18 protein-coding genes are annotated in these 25,744 nt (G+C 65.7%); 8 read left to right on the top strand and 10 right to left on the bottom strand.

Annotated features, from left to right (window positions below; translation table 11 throughout):
* Positions 1 to 13: 13 nt before the first annotated feature.
* Positions 14 to 2,254, bottom strand: coding sequence for an immunoglobulin-like domain-containing protein (locus BIU82_RS14935; protein ID WP_070350227.1), 2,241 nt, complete (start codon positions 2,252 to 2,254; stop codon positions 14 to 16).
* 26 nt (positions 2,255 to 2,280) lie between these two features.
* Positions 2,281 to 4,821 carry an alpha-L-arabinofuranosidase C-terminal domain-containing protein gene (locus BIU82_RS14930; RefSeq protein WP_070350226.1) on the bottom strand — a complete coding sequence of 847 codons (2,541 nt, stop codon included), beginning with the start codon at positions 4,819 to 4,821 and terminating at the stop codon, positions 2,281 to 2,283.
* A 303-nt stretch (positions 4,822 to 5,124) separates the two neighbouring features.
* Between BIU82_RS14930 and BIU82_RS14925 the strand changes: the two genes are divergently transcribed.
* From BIU82_RS14925 to mmsB, 8 genes are all read left to right on the top strand, one after another.
* Positions 5,125 to 6,108, top strand: a complete 984-nt coding sequence (locus tag BIU82_RS14925; protein ID WP_139146631.1) for an ABC transporter substrate-binding protein — start codon at positions 5,125 to 5,127, stop codon at positions 6,106 to 6,108.
* A 105-nt stretch (positions 6,109 to 6,213) separates the two neighbouring features.
* Complete coding sequence (locus BIU82_RS14920) at positions 6,214 to 7,755, top strand: sugar ABC transporter ATP-binding protein (RefSeq protein ID WP_070350225.1); 1,542 nt, start codon at positions 6,214 to 6,216, stop codon at positions 7,753 to 7,755.
* Positions 7,752 to 8,810 carry an ABC transporter permease gene (locus BIU82_RS14915; RefSeq protein WP_070350224.1) on the top strand — a complete coding sequence of 353 codons (1,059 nt, stop codon included), beginning with the start codon at positions 7,752 to 7,754 and terminating at the stop codon, positions 8,808 to 8,810. The genes BIU82_RS14920 and BIU82_RS14915 overlap by 4 nt, the downstream gene beginning before the upstream one ends.
* Entirely contained in the window at positions 8,810 to 9,826 is a 1,017-nt protein-coding gene (gene yjfF / locus BIU82_RS14910; RefSeq protein WP_070350223.1) for a galactofuranose ABC transporter, permease protein YjfF, read from the top strand. The genes BIU82_RS14915 and yjfF overlap by 1 nt, the downstream gene beginning before the upstream one ends.
* A gap of 50 nt (positions 9,827 to 9,876) precedes the next feature.
* A complete protein-coding gene (locus BIU82_RS14905) occupies positions 9,877 to 11,322 on the top strand; it encodes a family 43 glycosylhydrolase (protein WP_139146630.1) in 1,446 nt (481 codons plus the stop codon).
* Between the two features lie 207 nt (positions 11,323 to 11,529).
* On the top strand, positions 11,530 to 12,654 hold the full coding sequence (chvE, locus tag BIU82_RS14900; RefSeq protein ID WP_070350222.1) for a multiple monosaccharide ABC transporter substrate-binding protein: 1,125 nt from the start codon (positions 11,530 to 11,532) through the stop codon (positions 12,652 to 12,654).
* A 5-nt stretch (positions 12,655 to 12,659) separates the two neighbouring features.
* On the top strand, positions 12,660 to 14,189 hold the full coding sequence (gene mmsA, locus BIU82_RS14895) for a multiple monosaccharide ABC transporter ATP-binding protein (RefSeq protein ID WP_070350221.1): 1,530 nt from the start codon (positions 12,660 to 12,662) through the stop codon (positions 14,187 to 14,189).
* A gap of 5 nt (positions 14,190 to 14,194) precedes the next feature.
* The gene (mmsB, locus tag BIU82_RS14890) at positions 14,195 to 15,490 is read left to right on the top strand and encodes a multiple monosaccharide ABC transporter permease (protein ID WP_070350220.1); all 1,296 of its coding nucleotides are present in this window, start codon (positions 14,195 to 14,197) and stop codon (positions 15,488 to 15,490) included.
* Between the two features lie 91 nt (positions 15,491 to 15,581).
* On the opposite strand, the gene BIU82_RS14885 is transcribed toward mmsB, so the two are convergent.
* The 8 genes from BIU82_RS14885 to menD form a co-directional block, all read right to left on the bottom strand.
* The gene (locus tag BIU82_RS14885) at positions 15,582 to 16,583 is read right to left on the bottom strand and encodes a LacI family DNA-binding transcriptional regulator (RefSeq protein WP_253182795.1); all 1,002 of its coding nucleotides are present in this window, start codon (positions 16,581 to 16,583) and stop codon (positions 15,582 to 15,584) included.
* Positions 16,584 to 16,612: 29 nt separating this feature from the next.
* Positions 16,613 to 17,512, bottom strand: coding sequence for an aldose 1-epimerase family protein (locus BIU82_RS14880; RefSeq protein WP_070350219.1), 900 nt, complete (start codon positions 17,510 to 17,512; stop codon positions 16,613 to 16,615).
* Entirely contained in the window at positions 17,509 to 19,029 is a 1,521-nt protein-coding gene (araA, locus tag BIU82_RS14875; protein ID WP_070350218.1) for an L-arabinose isomerase, read from the bottom strand. The genes BIU82_RS14880 and araA overlap by 4 nt, the downstream gene beginning before the upstream one ends.
* 66 nt (positions 19,030 to 19,095) lie before the next feature.
* Positions 19,096 to 19,788: an L-ribulose-5-phosphate 4-epimerase gene (locus tag BIU82_RS14870; protein WP_070350217.1), complete on the bottom strand. Its 693-nt coding sequence runs from the start codon at positions 19,786 to 19,788 to the stop codon at positions 19,096 to 19,098.
* Entirely contained in the window at positions 19,785 to 21,542 is a 1,758-nt protein-coding gene (gene araB, locus BIU82_RS14865; RefSeq protein WP_070350216.1) for a ribulokinase, read from the bottom strand. Before araB ends, BIU82_RS14870 begins: the two co-directional genes overlap by 4 nt.
* Before the next feature lie 104 nt (positions 21,543 to 21,646).
* Positions 21,647 to 22,657 (bottom strand): LacI family DNA-binding transcriptional regulator, encoded by a 1,011-nt coding sequence (locus tag BIU82_RS14860; RefSeq protein WP_070350428.1) that lies wholly within the window; start codon positions 22,655 to 22,657, stop codon positions 21,647 to 21,649.
* A 163-nt stretch (positions 22,658 to 22,820) separates the two neighbouring features.
* A complete protein-coding gene (locus tag BIU82_RS14855) occupies positions 22,821 to 23,762 on the bottom strand; it encodes a type IV toxin-antitoxin system AbiEi family antitoxin domain-containing protein (protein WP_253182794.1) in 942 nt (313 codons plus the stop codon).
* A gap of 223 nt (positions 23,763 to 23,985) precedes the next feature.
* On the bottom strand, positions 23,986 to 25,737 hold the full coding sequence (menD, locus tag BIU82_RS14850; protein ID WP_070350214.1) for a 2-succinyl-5-enolpyruvyl-6-hydroxy-3-cyclohexene-1-carboxylic-acid synthase: 1,752 nt from the start codon (positions 25,735 to 25,737) through the stop codon (positions 23,986 to 23,988).
* Between the last annotated feature and the right edge of the window lie 7 nt (positions 25,738 to 25,744).

Here is a 25,744-nt window from a genome sequence, read left to right as displayed (position 1 = left end):
GTCGTCGTGCGCTTTAGCCGAGGCTGCTGCGCAGGCGCTCGAGCTCGGCCTTGGTCACGGGAAGTACTGTGCCATGGCGTGGAGCCCGGGGCAGCTCGTAGTTGCTCGAAAGCTTCCAGTCAGGGTTTTCCAGGCTGCTGCTTTCCAGCGGGATGTAGCCGCGGCCACCGAACTCGTCCACGAAGAGGTAGTACTTCTCCTCTGTGTTGGACTTGAAGACAGTGGGCCCTTCGACTCCCCCGGTGCCGGCGTTCTTCCCGATGCAGTTGCCCATAAGCGTCCAGTTCCGCGGAGTAGTGTCCGGCAGGTCGACAGCGAGCAGGCTGGCGGACTTCTCCTGCATGATGTCCAGGCAGCCTGACACACGTCCCTCGTCCTTGGTGAAGCGGTAGTAGGTATCGCCTTCCTTGATGACGGTGGAATCAATCACCGAATTGCCGGGATCGTTCCAGACCTTCGCTTCGGTGAAGGTCCGGAAATCCCTGGTGGTGGAGTACATCATCTTGTTGTGGGTGCCGCTTGCGTGGAGGGGATCGTTGTCCGCGTAGATCTTGGATGCCCAGTAGACGACGTAGGCTCCGATCGTCTCGTCGTAGTGTGCCTCCGGCGCCCAGGTGTTGCCGGCGGTGTCCGGTGACACTTTCACATGGCGTTGCGCGGACCAGGTGACCAGGTCCAATGACTCCCAGACCTCGATGTACCGGCTGCCCTGGCGCTGGGACGCATCCCAGCTGGTACCGCTGCCGATGGAGAGGTCCGTGGCGATGAGGTAGAACTTGTCGCCCTCGGGGGAACGGATGATGAAGGGATCCCGCAGGCCCTTGGTGCCCAGGGTGGACTTGAGCACGGGCTTGCCGCCGTTGAGCTCGTCCCACTTCAGGGCATCATTGCCGCGGCTGGCAGCGAAGTAGATGTTCTCCCCCGCGATGTCGTTTCCGGTGAAGTAGGCGAACGCGTAGCCTTCCTTGGGTTCTGCCTTGGGCAGGGGCAGTACCTGGACTCGGAATCTCCTGTCTTCCTTGGCCTTTCCGTAGCTCACTGTTGCCTGCAGCTTGACGCTGACGGGGCTTGCGCCGAAGGCCGGGCGGGTCACTTCGCCGCTTGCGGTAATCACGGAGGCGTCCGAGGACGTCCATTGCACCGCGGTCCCGTGCAGGCCCGTGACGGGAAGGGTGATGTTGCCCCGGATGCCGCCTGCGTCCCAGACCTTCAGGGAGGCCGCTGCTTCGCTGACCTTCTGGCGGTCGCTGATGTCTTCGAGGACCGTAAGCTGGAAAGCCTTCGACGCCGATGCCCCGTCGTATCCGGCGGTGGCGGTCAGCGTCACTGCCGCGTTTCCGGTGCCGTGCGCGGGCCGTGTCACTATGCCTTCGCTGGAGACAACGGACGGATCGGATGACTGCCAGCTGAACGAGGAACCGTTGGGCCCACTGAGTGGCAGTTTCAGATCGCTGCCCACCGCCGTCGTATCCCCAAGGGACAGCCCTTCGAGGTCCAGCGCAACCTTCTGCTCCGGCGAGACGTAGCCCAGCGCGCGGACCTCGTCCGCGGAGAGCGCCCTGCCGTAGACGCGGAAATCACGCAGCTGGCCCTTGAGGTATTTGTCCGCGGAGTACACGGAGCGCCCCAGGTAGTTGGCCGTCGTCGTGCCGGCGCCGATGCTGCCCGGCGTGACGGTGACGCCGGTCTTCCGGGCCACCTCGACGCCGTCCTCGTAGAGGACCGCCGTGCCGCCGCCCAAGGTGTAGGTAATGGTCTTCCAGGCGCCGCGGGCAAGATCGCGGTTGGCGCTGACGGTTTGCTCGGTGGACCAGTTTCCGGTGGCGATCGAACTGCGGTAGGCGTTGCCCGTGGTGAACAGGTAGCCGTTCCCCGTGCCGTTGTTGGTGTTGCCGAGGCCCCAGATGAAGTACGGGGTGCCTTGGTCCGGTGCGATCTTCACGTTGGTGGACACGGTGATGGCGTCCAGGCCGCGCATGAGGTCATTGGGCAGCTTGACGTGGGCGTTGCTGCCGCCAAGCTGCAGTCCCTCGGCGCCCAGCGGCGTGGCATCACCGCTGATGGTGCCGTTCCGGCCGTTGCCGGAACTGTCCACGGCCATGGTGCCCGCGGTTTCGGTGAGCGTGTACTTGAGGATCAGGCCGTCGTCGACGGCGGCATGTGCCGGGGTGCCGGCCGCGATTGAAGCGAGCAGCAGCGCCGCCGCTGCCAGGACCGCGGGGCCGCTCCGGGCCCGTAATGGAACATGGGTCATGGAAACTCCTTGGAATGGGTGGGCCGCTACTTGCCGGAGCCGGCCGCCAGGCGGATGAAGGTGACGGACTTCGGTTCGAAGGCGTAGGTGAACGCGTCGCCGGCACCGTTAAAGGTGCTGCCGGCGGGGACGAGGCCCTGGCCGTCGGCGGTCTGGCGGAGAGTGGTGACAGCGGCCGTGCTGCCAACAGCGGCGGCACCGGCGACCTTGATGTCCACCGGGGCTGTGGCGCTGGAGGTGTTGACCACCTTGACGATGGTGTCTCCGCTCCTGGCGTCCTTGGTCACCACGGAGTAGACGGGGTCGGCCTGGGAATCGTCCACGGTACCCCACAACACGCCGTCCAGGTAAAGCTTGGCAACGCGTCCCGAAACTTCGATCCGGATGTCGTATTCCTTGCCCGCCTGGATGGTGGTGTTCTTTTCGATGACGTTGCTCTTGCCGCCGTTCACGGCCTTCTCCACCACTGATTTGGTGTTGTTCCAGCCGCCCAGGTTCCACCAGTAGTAGTTCCCGGTGTCCTTCACGCCGAAGGCGATGAGGAACCCTTCGGAGCCCGCCAGCTTGGTGGCCTTGGTGCTGAAGGTGTAATTGCTCCAGTTGTCGCTGCCGGCCGTGACCATGGTGTTCTGTGCCGTGGTGCTGGACTGGACGTAGGCACCGTCCTGGATGGACCAGGAACCTACCCCGTTGCCGGTCCAGGCCGCGGCCGTTCCGGAGAAATCGTCGCTGAAGAGCGTGGAGCCGTCTGCGCCGGTGACTTTGACGTCGTCGTACCTGGCGGAAGTGGCCCAGGTGGACAGGCCGATCCGGCCGCTGATCGGAACAACCGTGGATGCCGGGTTCACCTGGGTGCTCGGCACTACCTGCGTGCCCACGTTGTTCATGAACAGCTTCTGCACCTCGTAGTTGGGGGTGGTCCGGACGCTGGTGCCGTCGAAGAACATCATGTCCGGGCTCCACTGCACGCTGGATTCGTTGGCGAGCAGCGGCGCATAGGAGGCCATCTTGACGACGTCGGCATTCCGTTCCAGCCCTGTCATGTACGACGCCTCGGCCAAGGCGTTGTCGGGCTTGTTCCCACGGGAGGCGTATTCGCCAAGGAACACCTTGTAGCTGTCGCGGCTGTAGGAGTCGTAACGGTGGTTGTTGTTCAGGAACCAGGACGGCTCGTTGTAGTAGTGCTCATCCACCAGGTCCACGCCGGTTTCAGCATTGAACTTGGAAAGATCGTCGAATTCCGGGCCCTGGCTGAAGGGCCCTGTGTTGCCGATGATCTTGATCTCCGGGTGGGCCTTGCGGACCGCGTTGTAGAACTGGGTGAAGTAGGCCTTGAACTCCGGCTTGTACTCCTCGTTGCCCAGGCTGATCCTGTCCAGCTTGTAGGGAGCCGGGTGTCCGTAGGCGATGCGCTTGGCGCCCCATTCCGTGGTGGCGTCTCCGTTGGCGAATTCGATCAGGTCCAGGGTGTCCTGGATGTAGCGGTCCAGGGTGGCCTGGTCCGGAGCTTGCTTGTTGTCGCCGCACCCCGTGACGCCCACCGGAACCACGGGCACCGGAATGGCGCCCAGGTCTTCTGCCCACTGGAAGTACTCCATGTAGCCCAGGCCGTAGGTCTGGTTGTAGCCCCAGAAATTGCGGTTGGCCGGCCTCTGTTCCAGCGGGCCGATGGTTTCCTTCCACTGGTAGGTACGGACCCGGGTGTAGTCGGGCGCGGAGTAGCTGTCGTAGTTTCCGGTGTTGACGATGCAGCCGCCGGGGAACCGCAGGAACCCGGGCTTGAGCGCGGCGACTTTTTCCGCCAAGTCCTTCCGCAGGCCGTTGGGGCGGCCCTTCCAGGTGTCCTGCGGGAACAGCGACACCATGTCCAGGCGGACGGTTCCGGTGCCCTGCACCAAGGTGGAGAGCCGGCCAGCGTTGCTGGAATCCTTCGGCGAGAGGGTGACCGAATACTTGGCCCAGTTGTCTCCTTTGACTTTCACCGAGGCCATGGCCAGCCGTGCGCCCTCGGGAGTCTCCAGGGTCACGGCGAGGGTGGATCCTGCGGGGTTGGAGGTGCGTGCCCACACCGAGTAGTTGTATTTCTTGCCTGCCTCAAGCTTCTGGCCCGCGTTCCAGCCGCTGTTCCGCACACCGATTCCGGCGCCGGCGCCTGCGCCTGCACTCATGGCATCGATGCGGAGGTAGTTGCGGTTCTTTTCGTTGAGCCGGTTGTCGTCATTGACGACGCCGACCGCGCCGTCGCTGCCCCTCCGCAGCGTTTCCCAGCCGGTCATCGGGGTGAAGGCGCGGTTGTCGGCGGAATTGAATTCGAAGGAGCGGTTCTGTACAAGTTCAGCGTAGATGCCGCCGTCGGCGCCCTGGTTGATGTCTTCATAGAAGATGCCGTACATCGCCGGATCGATCGCCGGCCCGGGGGCAGCAGCGTTGATGTCGATGGTCCTGTTGCCTGACGCGTCCGCGTTCGCGTTGATGGCGGGTGCGAAGGCCAGCACCGCGGCGGCCAGGGAACCGGCAAGCACCAGGGTGCATGCCCGTTGGGCTGGTCTTGTTGCTTTCGATGGCATGGGGAGGAGCCTTTCTCCGTTGAATGGTCCGCCGGGATTCCGGCGCGGCATCTTGGCGGCCGCGGCGAGAACTTTTGTGAACGCTAACAACCGACCGCCGGAAACGAGTATTCGGCATTTCCGCGCGGCTTGTAAAGGGCAATTCCAAAAAGACCGGAACCCCTCCGCCTTGTGGCGGGAGTCACTTGACGGTGGAATTGTTAGCGTTCACAATGTTTCGCAGAGCGCATCAGCTCACTTGCAGCAATGGCGGTGTTACGAGTTCTCCCGCCAGCAATGTACCTACGCCTCCGGGAGGATGTTTTGTTCAAGAAATCCCTGCTTGCGGTGGCCGCCGCATCGCTCCTCGCCCTCACCGCCTGCGGCGGAAACGCCGGTGCCGGCAGCCCTGCCGGCGCCGCGGGCAACGACAAGATCACCATGGGCTTCGCCCAAGTGGGCGCCGAAAGCGGTTGGCGCACCGCCAACACCAAGTCCGTCCAGGACTCCGCCAAGAACGCCGGTGTGGACCTGAAGTTCTCGGACGCCCAGCAGAAACAGGAAAACCAGATCAAGGCCATCCGTTCCTACATCCAGCAGAAGGTGGACGTCATTGCCTTCTCCCCCGTGGTGGAATCCGGATGGGACACTGTGCTGAAGGAAGCCAAAAACGCAAAGATCCCCGTGATCCTCACGGACCGCGCCGTCGATTCGGCGGACAAGTCCCTCTACAAGACGTTCCTCGGCTCCGACTTCGTCGAAGAAGGCCGGAAGGCCGGCAAGTGGCTGGTGGACGAGTCAAAGTCCGCCACGGACACCGTGAACATCGTCGAAATCCAGGGCACCACCGGATCCGCCCCCGCCAACGACCGCAAGGAAGGCTTTGAAGAAGCCATCAAGGCCGACCCGAAGTTGAAGATCGTGGCATCCCAGAGCGGCGACTTCACCCGCAGCGGCGGCAAGCAGGTCATGGAAGCCTTCCTCAAGAACAACGCGGACATCGATGTTGTCTTCGCGCACAACGATGACGAAGGCCTGGGCGCCATCGAGGCCATCGAGGCTGCCGGCAAGGTCCCGGGCAAGGACATCAAGATCATCACGATCGACGCCGTCAAGGACGGAATGACTGCTTTGGCCGCCGGCAAGATCAACTACATCGTCGAATGCAGCCCGATGCTCGGCGACCAACTCATGGACCTCGCCAAGAAGGTCGTGGCCGGCGAAAGCGTTCCCGAACGCGTGGTCACGGAAGAGACCACCTTCACACAGGAACAGGCCAAGCAGGTCCTCGCAACGCGCCCCTACTAGGGCCATCCGCGCACCAGGCGTCCCGAATACTCCATGCGGCGACGGGAAACCGCCGCCGCACGGAGTACCAACGCCGTCGCGCACCAGCACAGAAAAGGCATGAGGATGAACGAAATCGTTCCGGTCGTGGAGATGACCGGCATAGCCATCGGCTTCCCGGGGGTGAAGGCGCTCGACGGCGTCGACTTCCGGCTCTTCCAAGGCGAGGTCCACGCCCTCATGGGTGAAAACGGGGCCGGGAAGTCCACCCTGATCAAAGCCCTGACGGGGGTCTACACCATCGACTCCGGAACCATCACGGTCCTGGGTGAACGCAAAAGCTTCACGACGCCGGCGGAATCGCAGGCGGCCGGGATCAGCACCGTCTACCAAGAGGTCAATCTCTGCCCCAACCTCACGGTGGAAGAGAACATCATGCTGGGCCGTGAACCCCGCCGGGGAGGCAAAACCGGCCGCGGCAGCATCGACTGGAAGGCCGTCCGGAGCCGCACCCGAGAGGTCCTGGCAGGCCTGCATCTTGACCACGTCGAGCCGAATTCCCTGCTCGCCAGCCACTCCATTGCGGTGCAGCAGCTGATCGCGATCGCGCGTTCTGTGGAGATCAACGCCAAGGTCCTCATCCTGGACGAACCGACCTCCAGCCTCGACGCCGAAGAAGTCGCCCAGCTCTTCCGGGTGATCCGCGAGCTCCGCGACAAAGGCGTGGCCATCCTCTTCGTCTCCCACTTCCTGGAGCAGGTCTACGAGATCTCGGACCGCATGACGGTCCTGCGCAACGGCAAGCTCGTGGGCGAGTACATGACCCGGGAGCTGTCCCGAATGAGCCTGATCTCCAAAATGATCGGCAAGGACATGGAAGCCCTCGCCGAACTCGACAACGGACCAGCGAAGGAGCGCACAGCAGCGGACGCCAGCGCCATGCCGTTCATCGAAGCCGTCGGCCTTGGCCGGAAAGGCTCGGTGTCCGGGATCGACCTGGCCATCAACCCCGGGGAAGTGGTGGGACTGGCAGGGCTGCTCGGCGCGGGCCGCACGGAAATCGCCCGCCTGTTCTTCGGCGCGGACAAGGCCGACGAAGGCCACCTCAAAGTCAAAGGCATCCAAGAGAAGATCCGTTCGCCCCGCACCGCCATCGACAAGCGCATTGCCTTCTGTTCCGAAGACCGCAAGCAGGAAGGCCTCATCGGAGATCTCTCCGTGCGCGACAACCTCATCCTGGCCATGCAGGCCAGCAAAGGCTGGATGCGCCGCGTACCGCGGCGGGTCCAGGACGAACTGGTGACCGAATACATCGAGGCCCTGGACATCCGCCCCGCCAACCCGGATGCGCTCATCAAGAACCTCAGCGGCGGAAACCAGCAGAAAGTCCTGCTGGCCCGCTGGCTGGTCACGGAACCCGGGCTGCTGATCCTCGACGAACCCACCCGCGGCATCGACATCGGGGCCAAGACCCAGATCCAGAAGCTGGTCAACCAGTTGGCAGCCAAGGGAATGTCCATCCTCTTCATCTCTTCCGAGCTGGAGGAAGTGCTGCGCGTGAGCGACCGCATCGCCATCATCAAGGACCGCGAAAAGCTCGCCGAAATCCACAACAACGGCGTCTCAGTGGAGGACGTCATGTCCGTCATCGCCGGAGGCACGCAGTGAAATCCAATGCAGTAAAAGACCTTCTGAAACACCGCCTGGCGTGGCCAGTGCTGGCCCTCGCCGCGCTGCTGCTTCTCAACCAGATCTTCCGTCCGGACTTCCTCGCGCTCAGGATGCAGGACGGGCACCTGTACGGCAGCCTGATCGACATCATGCGCAATGGCGCACCCACCATCCTGATCGCCCTGGGCATGACCCTGGTGATCGCCACCCGCGGGATCGACCTTTCCGTGGGGGCCGTGGTGGCGATTGCCGGCGCGGCGTCCTGCGCCTATATCGCCGCCTCGCCGGAGCCCGCTTCGCCGTCGACGGCGGCCGTCGCCGTGCTGGTCGCCGTCGCCGCGGCGCTACTGCTCGGCGCCTGGAACGGCTTCCTGGTCTCGACGATCGGAGTGCAGCCGATCATTGCCACCCTGGTGCTCATGACCGCAGGCCGCGGAATTGCGCAGCTCATCACCGGCGGCCAGATCATCTCGGTATCCAACGACCACTACAAGGCGATCGGAGCCGGGTATCTCTTCACCCTGCCCGTCTCCATCCTTGTCACCGCGGCCGTCTTCGTAGCCACAGCAGTCCTCACTCGCCGCACCGCCCTGGGCACCCTGATCGAAGCCGTCGGCATCAACCCGGTGGCCAGCCGCTTGGCCGGGCTGCGGTCCCGGAACATCATTTGGATTGTCTACGTCTTCAGCGCCGTCTGCGCCGCAATCGCCGGCCTCATGATCAGCTCCAATGTCACGGCCGCGGATGCCAACAACGCAGGGCTCTACATCGAGATGGACGCCATCCTGGCCGTCGTGATCGGCGGCACCTCGCTGGCAGGCGGCCGGTACACCTTGGTGGGGACCGTCGTCGGCGCCTTCATCATCCAGACCCTGACCACCACCGTGTACACCCTGGGCATCCCGCCGGAAGTCACCCTGGTGTTCAAGGCACTCGTCGTCATCATCGTCTGCCTGCTGCAGGCGCCGAAAGCCAGGAAGCTGCTCGGCAGCTTCAGGCCGGCGCGGCAGGTCGTGGTGAAGGAAACCCCCAAGGAAAAGGTGGCCGCCTGATGTCCGCACTGTCCACCCTCGCGAAGCCCTCCACCAGGAAGGCGACGCAGGCCCGCACCCGCCTGCGCGCCAGCGCCCGCTACGCCCCCACCCTCGCCACGGTAGGACTCTTCCTCGCGATGTTCGCCGTCGGATCGGGCCTGTACCCGAGCTTCCTTTCCGGCCAGGTGTTTCTGAACCTGTTCATAGACAACACCTTCCTGATCGTGCTGGCCGTCGGCATGACTTTCGTGATCCTGACCGGGGGAATCGACCTCTCGGTGGGTGCCGTCGTCGCGCTCTCCATGATGGTGGCCGCCACCTTGCTGCAGCAGGGCTGGAATCCGGCCGCCGTGATTGTCCTGGTCCTCGTGATCGGCAGCGGACTGGGCTTCCTCATGGGACTGGTCATCCAGTACTTCGACATTCAGCCGTTCATCGTCACGCTGGCCGGCATGTTCCTGGCCCGCGGCCTCTGCTACGTCATCAGCCTGGAATCGATCCCCGTGACCGAGGGCTTCTTCACCGGCATGGCGCAGGCACAGATCCCGCTGCCCGGCGAGCTGTTCATCTCCCCCGGCGTAGTGCTGGCCCTGCTGATCGTGGCGGCGGCCTTCTTCGTGCTGCACCACACCCGTTTCGGCCGCACGGTGTATGCGATCGGCGGCAACGAACACTCGGCCATGCTCATGGGCCTGCCGGTCAAGGGCACCAAGATCCTGGTCTATGCCCTCAGCGGCCTCTGCTCCGCGATCGCCGGGATCCTGTTCTCCTTCTACAGCCTGTCCGGCTACAGCCTGGCCGCCCAGGGCATGGAACTGGATGCCATCGCCGCAGTGGTGATCGGGGGAACGCTCCTGACCGGCGGAACCGGTTACGTTCTGGGCTCCGTGGTGGGGGTGCTGGTCCTGGGAATCGTCCAGACCTTCATCGCCTACGACGGCACCCTCAGTTCCTGGTGGACCAAGATCGTCATCGGCGGCCTGCTGCTGGTCTTCATCCTGCTCCAGCGGCTCTTCGCCAGGAAAACCGCCTGACCCCGCGCTACCCCTGCCCCACCCAAGCCTGTCGAAAGGACCACCTCCGCATGGATATGAACCGCCACCTGTCCCGCCGCCTCCTCCTCGGCTCAGGAACCGCCGCAGCTGCGGCGGCAGCCCTCGCCGGCACCGGCGCACTGGCTTTCGCCCCGGCAGCGGCGGCGGCGCCCGCCGTCGGGAATCCCGTCATCAACCCTGTAGTACCGCGCCGGGCCGATCCCTGGCTGATGAAACATTCGGACGGCAGGTACTACTTCACCGGCTCCGTGCCGGAGTACGACCGGCTTGTGCTCCGTTCCTCCGCAACCATTGCGGGGCTTGGTGCCGCGGCCGAGACGGTGGTTTGGACACGGCCCGCGTCCGGAACCATGGGCGGGCATATCTGGGCTCCGGAGCTGCACCATTTCGACGGCAAGTGGCACATCTACTTCGCCGCCGGAGACAGCACGGACGTTTTCCGGGTACGGATCTACGTGCTGTCCACCAGCGACGCGGACCCCATGACCGCCGTCTGGGAACCGCCGGTCCGGGTGTACACGCACGCGGACACATTCTCCCTGGACGCCACCACCTTCGAACACCTTGGCACCCGCTACCTGTTGTGGGCGCAGAGCGATACCGGGGTGAACTCGAGCCTGTACATCGCGTCAATGTCCTCGCCGTCCACCCTCTCCAGCACGCCGGTGCGCATCGCCGTGCCCACCCTGGCGTGGGAGACCATCGGCTTCAAGGTCAATGAAGGGCCGGCAGTCCTGAAACGGAACGGCCGGATCTTCGTGACGTTCTCGGCAAGCGCCACCGATGCCAACTACTGCATGGGCCTGCTCACCGCGGATGCTTCTGCAGACCTGCTGGATGCCGCGAGCTGGTCCAAGTCCCCGCTGCCGGTCTTCACCACCAACGAAGGGTCGAAGCAGTACGGGCCCGGCCACAACTCCTTCACGGTGGATGAGGCCGGCCGGGATGTGCTGGTCTACCACGCCCGCTCCTACCGCGCCATCACCGGCGACCCGCTGTACGATCCCAACCGCCACGCCCGCGTCCAGCAACTGCACTGGAAGGCGGACGGAAGCCCGGAGTTCGGCGTCCCGGTGGGCGACGGCGAACTGCCGGTCCGCTTGGAACCGGCCTCCGCGCGTGGCAGCTTCCTCGCCCACGACGGCGTCACGGTCACCTCTGCGGCGTCGCCCGCCCTGGAGTCTTCGCAGTTCCGGATCGCCCCGGGGTACGCGAAAAAGAATTCGGTGGTGATCGAACCGGTCCTCACCAAGGGGCGCTTCCTGCGGGTGGACGGCTCCTCCGTGGCCATCGCGACGACGGACGGCAGCTCCTCTGCCTTCATCCGCCGCGGCGGACTGGCGGATCGGAACGGCATGTCCTTCGAGTCCGTGGATGTCCCGGGCGCCTACCTCCTGCTCCGCGAAGGCCGGCTGATCCTGGCGCCCGTGGAGAAAGCGTGGCGGGCGGCAGCAACCTTCTTCCTTCACCCCTGATCCAGGCCCCACCCCCGGCGGACTGTGAGTTGCTTCACAGGACGCCGGGGGATATCATTGCCTTTGATTGTTAGCGCTAACAGACGAAGCGCAGACAACCATCGGCACGAACCACCGGGCGAGGACGCCCGGCCACGCGAAGAGCACAGACGCTCCCCCGCGCAACCACCGATTCGCGGCCACGAGCAGGCCACGGAAGGAGAACACGTGAGAATCAAGAAGCTCCTGGGCGCCGTCGCCGTCGTCCTGGCCCTCGCCGCCAGCACCACCGCCTGCGGCAGCCGCCCGGGTTCCGCCCCGGCAAGCGGTGCTGCCGATGCTTCCGGCGCCCTGGTGGGAATCTCGATGCCCACCCAGACGTCCGAACGGTGGATCGCGGACGGCAAGAACGTCTCGGAATCCCTGGCCAAGCTCGGGTACAAGACAGACCTGCAGTACGCCAATGACGATATTCCCACGCAGGTCTCCCAGATCGAAAACATGCTGACCAAGGGCGCAAAATCCCTGATCGTGGCCGCAATCGACGGCACCACCCTGACTGATGTCCTGGCCAAGGCCAAGGAACAGAACGTGAAGGTCATCGCCTACGACCGCCTCATCAACGGAACCCCCAACGTCGACTACTACACCACCTTCGACAACTACGAGGTAGGCGTGCAGCAAGCCACGTCGCTGCTGACCGGGCTGGGGCTGCTTGATGCGACGGGCAAGAAGGTCGAAGGCAAGGGCCCCTTCAACGTGGAACTGTTCGCCGGCAGCCCGGATGACAACAACGCCAACTTCTTCTGGACCGGTGCCATGGACACCCTCAAGCCGTACCTGGACGCCGGCACGCTCAAGGTGCCCAGCGGCCAGACCAAGTTCGAGCAGGCCGCCATCCTTCGCTGGCAAGCGGCCACCGCGCAGAAGCGCATGGAGGACATCCTCACCGCGGCCTACGGTTCCGGCAAGAAGCTCGACGGCGTACTGTCGCCTTACGATGGCCTGTCCATCGGCATCATCTCCGCGCTGACCAGCACCGGCGGATACTCCAAAGGCGCTCTTCCGGTCGTCACCGGCCAGGACGCCGAAAAGGGTTCGGTGAAGTCAATCATCGCCGGCGAGCAGTACTCCACCATTTTCAAGGACACCCGCAAGCTCGGCGAGCAGGCAGTGAAGATGGTTGACGCCGTCCTGAAGGGCCAGGCCCCGGAAACCAACGACACCGAAACCTACAACAACAAGGTCAAGGTGGTTCCGGCTTACCTCCTGAAGTCGGTGATCGTCACCAAGGACAACTACAAGAAGGAACTGATCGACTCCGATTACTACACCGAAGCCGACATCAAGTAACCGGCATGAACGTACCCATTCTTCAGATGCGCGGGATCACCAAGACCTTTCCCGGCGTCAAAGCCCTCCAGGATGTCACGCTGGACGTGAACCGCGGCGAGGTCCACGCGATCTGCGGTGAGAACGGAGCGGGCAAGTCGACCCTGATGAAGGTGCTCTCCGGCGTCTACGCGCACAACACCTTCGACGGCGAGATCCGCTTCGAGGACGAACCATGCGCTTTCTCTTCCATCAGCGACAGCGAAAAGCGCGGGATCGTGATCATCCACCAGGAACTCGCCCTCAGCCCGTACTTGTCCATCGCCGAGAACATCTTCCTGGGAAACGAGATCGCTTCCCGTGGCTGGGTGGATTGGCGCAAGACCAATCTGGAAGCGGCCAAACTGCTGGCACGGGTGGGGCTGGACGAAAACCCCGTGACACCCATCCAGCACATCAGCGTGGGCAAGCAACAGCTGGTGGAGATCGCGAAGGCGCTGTCCAAGAAGGTCAAGCTCCTGATCCTGGACGAGCCCACGGCGGCGCTGAATGACGAGGATTCGGACCACCTGCTGGACCTCATCCTGCATCTGAAGGGCCAAGGCGTCACCAGCATCATCATCAGCCACAAGCTGAACGAGATCCGTAAGGTGGCAGACGCCGTCACGATCATCCGGGACGGCAGGTCCATCGAAACCCTGCGCCTGGATCAGGGCCAGATCACCCAGGAACGGATCATCCGGGGCATGGTGGGCCGGGATTTGGACAGCCTGTATCCGGAGCGCACTCCGCAGATCGGTGGGGAGGTGCTCCGGATCGAGGGCTGGACGGTGCAGCACCCCCAGGACCACAGCCGCACCGTGGTCCACAACGCCAGCCTCAACGTCCGTGCCGGCGAGGTGGTGGGCCTGGCAGGCCTGATGGGTGCAGGCCGCACCGAGCTGGCCATGAGTGTGTTCGGCCGCAGCTACGGCCGGGCCGTCTCGGGGAAGGTGTTCAAGTACGGCAAGGAAATCAACACCTCTACCGTTCCGCAGGCGATCGCCCACGGAATCGCCTACGCCACCGAGGACCGCAAGCACTACGGCCTGAACCTGATCGAGGACATCAAGCGGAACATTTCCATGGCCGCCCTGTCCAAGCTGGCCAAGCGGGGCTGGGTGGACAAGAACCGGGAAACCGCCGTGGCCAACGGCTACCGGGACAGCATGAACATCAAGGCACCCGCGGTGTCCGCCATCACCGGGAAGCTGTCCGGCGGCAACCAGCAAAAAGTGGTGCTCAGCAAATGGATGTTCTCGGACCCCGACGTCCTCATCCTGGACGAGCCCACCCGCGGGATCGATGTCGGCGCCAAGTATGAGATCTACACGATCATCGCCGGGCTCGCTGCCCAAGGCAAAGCCGTCATCGTGATCTCTTCGGAGCTTCCCGAACTGCTCGGCATCTGCGACAGGATCTACACCCTGTCCGCCGGGCACGTCACCGGCGAAGTACCGATTTCCGAGGCCTCACAGGAGACCCTTATGCACTACATGACCCAAGAGAAGGAATAGCAGCCATGTCCGCACTACGGGAATCCCTCGGCTTCCTGGCAAGCCGCCTCCGCCAGGTGGGTATTTTCCTCGCCCTGATCCTGATCGTGCTGCTGTTCCAGATCCTCACCGACGGCATCCTGCTCCAGCCCCAGAACGTCACCAACCTGGTGGTGCAGAACAGCTACATCCTGATCCTGGCCATCGGCATGGTGATGGTGATCATCGCCGGCCATATCGACCTCTCCGTAGGGTCCATCGCAGGCTTTATCGGTGCGGTGGCGGGCGTGATGATCGTCCACTGGGGCTGGCCGTGGTGGGCGGCCATCCCCGCCTGTCTCCTGGTGGGCGCACTGGTGGGCGCCTGGCAGGGGTACTGGATCGCCTACGTGGGCATCCCGGCGTTCATCGTGACACTGGCCGGCATGCTGATCTTCCGCGGCCTGACCCTCATCACCCTGAAGAACCAGCAGATCACCCCGTTCCCGGACGAACTGCGCGCACTCGGCGGCGGCTTCCTCCCCGACATCTCCGGTGGCACCTCCGTGCTGGAATGGCTCACCGTGCTGCTCGGTGTGGTGGGTACGGCCGCGCTGCTGTTCCAGTCCGTCAAGGAACGCCGCATCCGCCGCAGGCTCGGCCTGGAAAACGAGCCCATGGCCTGGTTCGCCACGAAGACGGCATTCATCGCCCTGCTCATGCTGGCCATCACCTTCCTGCTGGCCAGCTATCGCGGCACCCCGATCGTCCTGGTAGTCCTGGCGGTCTTGGTGGTCGGCTATTCCGCGCTGATGAACAACAGCATCTTCGGACGGCACACCTACGCGATCGGCGGCAACCTGCACGCGGCGCAACTCTCCGGGATCAAGACCAAGGCGGTGACCTTCCGGCTCTTCGTGAACATGGGCGTCCTGGCCGCACTCGCCGGGCTCATCTTCACGGCCCGCCTCAACTCGGCCCAGCCCGCCGGCGGTACCGGCTTCGAGCTCGATTCCATTGCCGCGGCGTTCATCGGCGGCGCGGCCGTGCAGGGCGGCATCGGCACGGTGGCCGGAGCAATGATCGGCGGCCTGATCATGGGCGTGCTGAACAACGGCATGTCCATCCTGGGCCTCGGCACCGACTACCAGCAGCTCATCAAGGGCCTGGTCCTGCTGCTCGCCGTCGGCTTCGACATCTTCAACAAGAACCGTGCCGGCGGCAGCTCCTCCATCGCCAAGCGCTTCACTTTCCGTACCGCACCGCCCGCGGCGGAAGGCAAGGTTCCAGCTCCCGAGGCGGTAAGCGCGGCCGATCCCGTGGCCCCCGGGGTGGGCCGCTGAGGCTGACAGCAAAGTACCCGACGACGGCCCGCACCTTTCCTGCGAAAGGTGCGGGCCGTCGTCGGTTTGGGACTTGCTCCGGGAGGGGCTTTCAGGGCCGGGCGGCCGCCGTCGAGCCGCGGACCACAAGCTCCGGCATGATGACCGAGGCCCTGCCGGAGGGTCCGTGTTCCATGTCCGAAAGCAACATCCTGAGGCAGCGGGCCCCGAGGAGTTCGAAGTCGTGCTTGACCGTGGTGAGGGGCGGAATGACATAGGCGGCCTCGGGCTGGTCGTCAAAGCCCGCCACGCTGATGTCTTCGGGGACGCGAAGCCCGGCCTCCTTGAAGGCCCGGAGCGCGCCGAGGGCCATCTGGTCATTGGCAGCGAACACCGCGGTGGCCGTGCCTTCCACGGCGAGCGCAAGGCCTGCCCTGTATCCGCTGCCCGCGCTCCAGTCTCCTTCGAGCAGCGGAGCGCCTTGGAGCCCGGCCTGTTCGAGGGTTCTGCGCCAGCCGTCAACACGGGCAGCGGCATCGATCCAGTCCGGCGGCCCGGAGACATGCGCGATGGTGCGGTGGCCCAGGTCCAGGAGGTGCTGCACCACGAGGGCCGCCCCGGCGCGCTGGTCCACGGCCGCAGTGCTCAGTCGCTCCCCTGCGCTGAAACCCACCGCCACGAGCGGCGTGGAACCCGCGAGGCCCCGTAGCGATGCCAGCATGGCCTGGTGCGGCGCGATCACTACGATTCCGTCCACGGACTGGACCATGAAGTGTTCCAGCGCGTCCCTGATTCCTGCCGGCGTAACGCTGCTGAGGTTGGCCACGCTCACGGAATATCCGTGTCCGCGCGCAGCGTGTTGAACGCCCAAAAGGGTGTGGGCGGGACCGTACTGGCCCATGCCTGCACCTAGGACACCGATCACCTGTGAGCGGCGGGTAACGAGGCTGCGCGCGGCAGTGTTCCGGCGGTAACCAAGGTCGGCGATGGCGCGTTCCACGCGCAGGCGCGTCCGTGCGCTGACGTGGGGATGGGCGTTCAGTACCCGGGAAACCGTCTGATGGGAGACCCTGGCCAGCCGTGCCACGTCCTCCATCACGGGAGGACGCGGCATCCGGCCGGAGGGTGTGATTCCGGGTCCGGTCACACTGCGAAGATCGTCCATGCGGCACGATGCGTGGCGCCGGCTTCCAGACGCACGAGGTCCGTACCGCTGTTGAAGGCATCCGGCGGGCAGCTCATCGGTTCCACGGCCAGGCCCAGCCTGTCCGCCGCCGGCGGCAGTTTGTCCGCGGTGTGGATTTGCAGCCAGCGGCAGCTGCGGTCCCAGGACATCCCGACGCCGGTCCCTCCGGGGTCCCGGACCAGCACTCCCGCGCGGCCGCCGTCGTCGAACGCTATGTCCGTAAACGCATGGTCGATCCGGGTGGCGCCGATGGCGCGGGCGGAACGGAAGTCGAAGGCATGGCCGGCCACCGGCCGGGTGCCCACGGGAAGGAGCCGGTCAGCGCTGACGTCGAGGAAGCTGTCCGCGGGGATTTCGAGGATCCATTCGTCCAGCGGGGCGGGGCCGGCCACCAGGTACGGGTGCGGGCAGACCCCGTAGGGTGCCGCCGTTCCGCCCAGGTTTGTGGCGCTCACGGTACAGTGCAGGCCGTCCTGCGTCAGGCTGTAGCCGGCTTCGATCCGCAGGCGGTGCGGGTATCCGTCAACCGGCTCCGGCTCACAGGCCAGCACCACGGATGATTCCGTGCGGGACACAGTTTCCCAATCGAGCGGGAACACCAGCCCGTGGAGGGCGCAGGCGCGGTCCGCTTCGTTGAGCGGCAGCCGGTACTCGACGCCGTCGAAACTGTAGGTACCGTCCGCGATCCGGTTGGGCCACGGAGAGGCCACAATGCCGCGGAAGTCCGGGATGGGCCCGCCGGCGGGGAACGGGACCACAAGGTCCCGTCCCCCGAACTGCAAAACCCGCAGGGCAGCAGCCCGGGCAGTCACGACTGCCAAGTAGCCGCCCGCGCGCAACGTGAATTCAGCGCTCACAATCCGCCGGCCAGCTTGTAGTACGCCGCGTTCCAGGCCAGTTCCTTCTTGAACTGCTTGAGGGTGGTTCCTTCGTCGATGGTGAGCAGTTCGGTGCGGGCGATCTCGGCGAAGTCTTCGAAGACGTCCATGCCCACCTGGGTGGAAAGGACCGTGTGATGCGCGGCGCCGGCGGTCAGCCAGGCAGCGGCCGAGGTGGCAAAGTCCGGCTTGGGCTCCCAGAGTGCGCGTGCCACGGGGAGGTTGGGCAGCGGTTCGTCCAGGTCAACCACGTCCACGGCGTTCGCTACCAGTCGGAAGCGGTCCCGCATGTCCGAGAGCGCCACTACGGCACCGGGGCCGGCGTCGGTGTCGAAAACCATGCGGACGGGGTCCTCCTTGCCGCCGATTCCCAGCGGGTGGATCTCCACGCGCGGCTTCTTCGCCGTCAGGGAGGGGCAGACCTCCAGCATGTGGGCGCCCAGGATCTTCTCCGAGCCCGGCGTGAGATGGTACGTGTAGTCCTCCATCAGCGAGGCGCCACCGGGCAGCCCACCGCCCATTACCTTGGCCGCGCGGACCAGGATGGCCGTCTTCCAGTCGCCCTCGGCACCGAATCCGTAGCCGTCCGCCATGAGCCGCTGCACCGCCATGCCGGGAAGCTGGCGCAGGTCACCGAGATCCTCGAAAGAGGTAGTGAACGCGGCCGATCCGTTGGCTTCGAGGAAGCTGCGCAGACCGAGCTCGATCCGGGCGCTGTACCGCAGGGACTCATGGCGGGCACCGCCCTGCCGGAGCTCCGGAGCCACCTCGTACAGGCGCTCGTACTCTGCTACCAGGGCGTCGACGTCGGACTCCGCGGCGCCGTGCACCGCGTCGGCGAGTTCGTTGACGGACCAGGTGTTCACCGAGACGCCGAAGCGCAGCTCGGCTTCGGTCTTGTCCCCTTCGGTGACCGCGACGTTGCGCATGTTGTCGCCGAAACGGGTGAGCTTGAGGGTCCGGACGGCGGCCCAGCCGGCCGCGGCGCGCTGCCAGGCACCCAGCTGGCGGGCTACCTCGGGGTTGGAGGCGTGGCCCACCACCGTTTTGCGAGGTACGCCCAGCCGGGATTGGATGTAGCCGAATTCGCGGTCGCCGTGTGCGGCCTGGTTCAGGTTCATGAAGTCGAAGTCAATGTCCGCCCAGGGCAATTCAAGGTTGGCCTGGGTGTGGAGGTGCAGGAGCGGCTTCCGGAGCAGGTCCAGGCCCTGGATCCACATCTTGGCGGGACTGAAGGTGTGCATCCAGGCGGTCACGCCGATCACGGAATCGTCCGAGTTTGCCTCCAGCGCGGTGCGGCGGATGGCGTCAGCATCCGTGAGCACCGGCTTCCAGACAAGCTTGACGGGGACATCGCCGGACGCGTTAAGGAGCTCCGAAATTTCCCGGGACTGCGCGGCAACCTGCTTCAGGACGTCCTCTCCGTAGAGGTGCTGGCTGCCCGTGAGGAACCAGACCTCGTAGTGGTCCAGGGATGTGGTGTTGGCGGTGCGCATGGTTCTCCTTGAAAGTCTGTGGTTGCGGCGGGGTGCTGGCTTCGGGGCTTAGCGGGCTTCGGGGCGCTAGCGCCCGTACACGTTCTGGTAGCGGTCATACAGGGATTCGATCTGGGCCTGGTCCATGGGCAGTGGCTCGCCGAGCTGCCGTGAGATGTGGACCGTCCGGGCCACTTCCTCGCACATCACGGCGGCCTTGACCGCGGCCCGGGCGTCCCTGCCGATGGTGAAGGGTCCGTGGTTCTGCATGAGGACCGCCGGGGAGTTGGAGGCCGTGAGCGTCTCCACGATGCCGCGGCCGATCGAATCGTCGCCGATCAACGCGAAGGGGCCCACCGGGATGGAGCCGCCGAATTCGTCGCCCATCATGGTGAGTACGCACGGGATCGCCTCGCCGCGGGCGGCCCAGGCAGTGGCGTAGGTAGAGTGCGTGTGCACCACGCCGCCCACGTGCGGCATGTTCCGGTAGACGTAGGCGTGCGCGGCAGTGTCCGACGACGGCGACAGCGCCGGGTTGCCCCACTCGCCTGTTGCGTCGCCATCCACGGGAGTGCCGTAGAGGTCCGTGACCACCATGAGTTCGGGGGTCAGCTCCGCGTAGGAAACGCCCGAGGGCTTGATGACCATCAGCTCTTGGCCGGGAATCCGGGCGGAGACGTTGCCCGCGGTCCACACCACCAGCTCGTAGCGGGTCAGTTCGGCATGCAGTGCGCAGACGTCCCGGCGCACCTCGGCGATGGTCTCCAGTAGCGTGCTCATGCGCCGGCTCCGGCCAGGACGGGGTCGCCCGCCGGGATGGGCCCCTCCGCCGGGACGGGGAGCTGTGCTTTCCGCGCTTTCCGTTGGATGGCCTTGAGCCGGTGCATGACGTCGTTGCTACCCCGGCCGAAGTAGTCGTGGAGGGTGCGGTATTCGCGGAACAGTTCCTCGTAGGCGGCCACGTTTTCCGGGATGGGCGTGTATACGGCGCCGGGTTCTGCTCCCATCGCGGCGGCGGCCGCCCTGATGTCCGGGTACCGGCCGGCGGCCACGGCCGCATGGATAGCCGAGCCGAGCGCCGGTCCCTGGGTTGAGCCGATGGTGGAAAGCTGCAGGCCCGTGACGTCCGCGTAGATCTGCATGAGGAGCGGGTTCTTCAGCAGCCCGCCCGCCACGATGAATTCCTTTACCGGTACTCCGGAGTCGCGGAAGGCGTCAACGATGGTGCGCGTGCCGAAGGCCGTCGCTTCCAGCAAGGCGCGGTACGTGTCCTCCGGGCGGGTGGCCAGGGTCTGCCCCACCACCAGGCCGGAAAGTTCGTGGTCCACCAGCACCGAGCGGTTGCCCGAATGCCAGTCCAGGGCGATCAGCCCGTGTTCGCCGATGGCCTGCCGGGAGGCGAGGGAGGTGAGGTACTCGTGGATTCCCAGCCCGGCGGCGCCGGCGGCTTGGTGATATTCGGGCGGGACGCCGTGCTTGGTGAACCAGCCGAAGATGTCCCCCACGCCGCTCTGGCCGGCTTCGTAGCCCCACAGTCCGTCGACTATTCCGCCGTCCACCACGCCGCACATGCCCGGGACTTCGTGCAGTTCGGCTCCGTTCATGACGTGGCAGGTGGAGGTGCCCATGATGGCCACCAGCTGCCCAGGCTCCACGGCACGGGCAGCCGGGGCGGTGACGTGGGCGTCCACGTTGCCCACCGCGACGGCGATGCCTTCGGGCAGGCCGGTCCAGGCCGCAGCTTCCGCGGTCAGGTAGCCGGCGGCGTCGCCAAGGCGGCCGATGGTGTGCGCCAGCTTGCTGCTGACAAAGTCCTTGAACGCCGGGTTCAGGGCGGCCAGGAAATCTTCCGAGGGATAGCGGCCGTCCTGGTAGATGCCCTTGTAGCCGGCGGTGCAGGCGTTGCGCACGTAATTGCCGCACAGCTGCCAGACGATCCAGTCCGCGGCTTCCACCCAGTGGTCCATCGCGGCATAAGCTTCCGGGTCTTCTTCGAGGAGCTGCAGGCCCTTGGCGAATTCCCATTCCGAAGAGATCAGCCCGCCGTAGCGCGGCAGCCAGTCTTCGCCGCGTTCGGCCGCGAGCTTGTTGATCCGGTCCGCCTGGCCCTGGGCGGCGTGGTGCCGCCACAGCTTCACGTAAGCGTGCGGCCGGCCGGCGAAACCTGAAACTTCGTTGAGCGGCGTGCCGTCCGCCTTCACCGGAACCATCGTGCAGGCGGTGAAGTCCGTGGCGATTCCGACGACGGCGGCCGGATCGATTCCGGCTTCCGCGACGGCCGCCGGTACAGCGCGGCGGAGTACTTCCCGGTAGTCGTCCGGCACCTGCAGCGCCCATTCGCCGGGAAGCCGCCCGGCGCCGTCGCCCGCTACATCCTCGGGAAGCGCCTCGGTGACCACCGCGTGCGGGTAATCAAGCACCCCGCTGCCGAGCTCTTTGCCGTCGCGGACCCGCACCACCACGGCCCGGCCGGACAGGGTGCCGAAATCCACCCCGATGACATACTTTTCGCTGCCGTCAGCAGTGACGTCCATGAAGTCCTCCAAGAAATGCGCCCGCTGCTCCGCGGGCTGACACCATTGTGAGCGCTAACAAAATGATTCGTCAAGTGCCCATCCGGGAGTTTCGGGGGAGCGTCCTAGGCCGGGGCCGCCGTGCTGCGGCGGACCACCAATTCCGGCTCCACCACGATAGTCGAGGTGGTGTCGCCGTTTTCAATGGCGCCGAGCATCAGGTCCATGCAGCGCCTGCCCAGTTCCTCAAAATCCTGGCGAACGGTGGTGAGCGGCGGGATGAAGTATCCGGATTCTGGCTGGTCATCGAAACCGACCACGGAAACGTCCTCCGGAACACGGACTCCGGCCTCGTTGAAGGCCCGGAGCAGGCCAAGGGACATCTGGTCATTTCCCACGAAAATCGCGGTGGCGGTCCGTTCCACAGCGAGCTTGCGGCCGATGTCATACCCACTGCCGGCGCTCCAGTCCCCCACCAGCAGGAGGTCGTCGGCCAAGCCGGCCTCACGCAAGGCCATGCTCCAGCCTTCGGCACGGGCAACGCCGTCAATCCAGTCCTGCGGGCCCGCAACGTGGCCGATCCTGCTGTGCCCCTGTTCGATCAGGTGGGCCACGGCAAGCTCGGCACCGCGTTTCTGGTCCACCATGGCTCCGCTGACGGTATCGCTCCCCAAGGATCCGACCGCCACAATCGGCACGCCGGGCGATTGCTCCGCCAGGGCCGACAACGTCTCGGCATGCGGCACGATCACCACAATGCCGTCCACCGACTGGTCCAGGAAATGCCGGATGGCGTCGAAGATCGCGTCACGGTTTACCGTCCGCAGGGCCGCAATGCTGACGAAATAGCCGGCGTCCCGCGCGGCCTGCTCGACGCCCAGCAGGGTATTGGCCGGGCCATACTGGGAAAGTTCACTGGCCAGGACACCGATGGTCTGCGAGCGCCGGGTGACCAGGCTGCGGGCGGCTGTGTTGCGCCGGTAACCGAGCTCGGCGATGGCTGCTTCCACCCGTTCCCGCGTGCGCTTGCTGACGTTGGGGTGGTTGTTGATGACCCGGGAAACCGTCTGGTGGGAGACCCCTGCGCGCTCGGCCACATCTTCAAGCCGGGGAAGCCGGGCGTTGCTTTTAGCCATGGAGCTATTGTGCTCGATACAAAGCGGCGAGGCGAACATGCCGGGTCCTGCCTGGACCGTAACTTCAGCGACACGCATTTTCTTCCGCGCTACCCACAATTCCTGCCGACCCCCGAATTCCCCATGCGCCAGGCACGGAGCGTATCGAAATCCGGAAAGGAATTCACCGTGCGGAGCGCGCAGCTCTTCGTGGGACACCCGCCGCGAGGAGCTTCTTTTCCAGACGGGGAAAATCCATCAGATCGCCCCACACCCAGCGGCTCACACCGCATCCGGTGGCGCGGATTCTGTCCTCCCGCTCTTTCTCCTTGACCACGGCTTCGGCAGGCGTCATGCCATTGAGGTATTCCTCCCTCTGGTACTTCGCGAATCCATCGAATTCGCCCACGATCCGTGCCTTTTCCCAATGGAAATCCGTGTACCCGATCAGGCCCCGCTGGTCCCGGAATTCCTGTTGCAGGATGGGCGGTTCAAATCCGGCGGCATGCATGAGTGCCCGGCTGTAGGACTCGCCGGCGGAACCGGACAAGGGATCCGCAAAAGCCACGACTGCCCGGATCCTGCGCATCGCCGCCGCTGTGTACCGGCCCTCAGCCGTGCCAAGCAATTCCTCCTTGCTGATGGCCGGCAATCCGCGTTCCCGGTCAGGCTTCAGGACATGGTCCACCGGCACAACCGCTTGGACGAACGGCGTGTACGCCGCAAGGTCCAGGACAGTGCGGAGCCGGTCGGTGACCAGCAGGCCGTCCACCCTGCGGATCACGATGCCGGCGGGATCGGCGAAGTGCCGTACGACACCTGCCCTGGATCGGCCGCCGTCGTTCCGGAACGTCAGCGCGCACACCGGATGGTTGCCTACCGTCGGGATACCAAGCACTGATGCCGCTGACTGCCGCGCAAAGACGGTGCGGCTTTCAAAAGTCTCAGCCGCCGCACTTACCTGGAGCCGGTATTGTTCCCAGGGCTTAAGCGCCATCCACACCGTCCTATCCACGTAGACCCCGCGCCGGACCCGGTGAAGGAGTCCGGCCTTTGCCTGCCGCGCGAGTTCCTTGGCGCTCATCCCGTGTACGGCGCTGTCGCGGGCGAGAATAAACCGTGGCATGTCCGTCATGCTTCGAACATCGCAACCGGAACGGGGCCGCGAAAGCCACTGAACCCGCTATGTGGACAACTCTGCGCCCGTGCCCGGCGACGCGCTCATTTGCCCGCGATCCGCTCACTTGCCCGCGACTCGATTCGTGCCTGGCGCTACGGAAATTCCCCGTGCGCCTGGAACAAAGCGCGTCGAAAAGGACGAAGCGCGTCGAAAATCACGAAGCGCAGCCCTACACCGCCGCGAGCACCCTCGCCGTGGCCTCTCCCACCGCGGCCTTGATGCGCCCGTGGAGTGCCCGCAGGCCGGAGCGGTCGGTGCGGACTTCCACGATGCCCCGGCCCTTCAGGGGCGCGGTGAGCGCGGCGGTGAGCTCCGCCGTCGTGCTCGCCAGCGAGTATCCGACGCCGTACGCGGCGGCCAGCGCGGAAATGTCGGCGTTGTGCGGGGTGCCGAAGAGCCGTTCGACGGCGGTGCCGTAGCCGCCTTCCGCCTCGACGCCGCCGTGTTCCAGGAAAGTGCCGTGTTCCAGGAGCCCGAAGATGGCCCCGCCGGAGTCGTTGAGGACCACGATGCGCAGGTCCGGTTCGGTTTCGCCGCTGCCGAGCAGGAGGCTGCCGGCATCGTGCAGGAAGGTCACGTCGCCCAGCAGGAGCGTGGTTTCGCGGCCGGAACCGAGGGCGATGCCGGTGGCCGTGGCGATGGTGCCGTCGATGCCTGCGAGGCCACGGTTGGCGTCCACCGTGGCGAGGGGCGCGGATTGCGGCTGCCCGGCGAGGTCGACGTCGCGGATGCCGTTCGAGGAGCCCAGCACCAAGCGGCCACGCACATGTTCCCAGACGGCGGCGGCGAGGGCGGGTCCGGTGAGCGAGGCCTCGGCGGCCAGGACGCCGTCGAGCGCGTGCTGCGCGGCTGCGCCGGCCAGCAGCCAGGCGTCCAGCCAGCCAGGCGCGCCGCGACCGGCGAAGTCGCCCAGCGCGGCGAGTGTTTCGATCGGGGTCTCGCGGCGGCGGCCGTGCTCGTACCAGGCCACGGGGACCGGCTCGTAGAGGGCTGTTTTCAGGTCCTCGCGCGCCAACAGGGCCGCCACCGGACGGCTGAGGGTGGGCCGGCCGAAGACCACCACCCGTTCGATCGGCAGCGGAGATCCCGCGGCGAAGTGCTCCAGCAACAGCCGGTAGGGCCCCACGGCGTTGGGCCCGAAGCGGGCGTTGGAGGACGGTTCGGCCAGCAGCGGCAGATCGTGCGCGCGGGCGAAAGCCTCGGCGACGGCTCCGGCGTCGTGGCCCGCCAGGACCACGGTGCGCCGCTCGGGCAGCCCGGCGGCAGCGGCCGGAAGCTCCAGGACTTCGGGGCCGGCGTCGTAATGGAAAACCCCGCGGCCCTCACGCGGCGGAAGGGCCTCCCCCGGTTCAGGAACGAGCGGATCGCGGAAGGCGAGGTTCAGCTGCACGGGACCCGGCGGGGTCCCTTCGAGGGCGCCGCTCGCGGCGTGCAGGGCGGTGCGGACGGCGCGCTGCGGGTCGCTTCCGGCGGGGATGTCGACGGCGAAGCGGACGTGCTCGCCGAAAAGGTCCAGTTGGACGGTGGTCTGGTTCGCCCCGGTGCCGTGAAGCTCGGCCGGCCGGTCCGCCGAGAGGACCACGAGGGGCACGGCGGCATGGTTGGCTTCCATGACCGCGGGCAGGAGGTTCCCGACGGCGGTCCCGGAGGTGGTGAGCACGGCGGCGGGGGTTTCGGTGGACAGCGCCAGGCCGAGGGCGGTGAAACCGGCCGAACGCTCGTCGATGCGGACCAATAGGGTGACCCGTCCGGCGGCTTCGGCCTCGGCGAGCGCGTAGGCCATGGGTGCCGAACGCGATCCGGGAGACACCACCACATGCCGCACACCGCCGTCGACCAGGGCGGCGACGGCGATCCGCGCGGCGGCGAGCGAGGTCAGGGAGTCGGGCGAAACCGGATCGGGGGAAGCGGGGGAAGTCACCGTTCCA

This window comes from Arthrobacter sp. SW1 (assembly GCF_001766675.1).
GTDB lineage: Bacteria > Actinomycetota > Actinomycetes > Actinomycetales > Micrococcaceae > Arthrobacter.
This window is presented reverse-complemented; position numbering and strand designations above follow the sequence as displayed.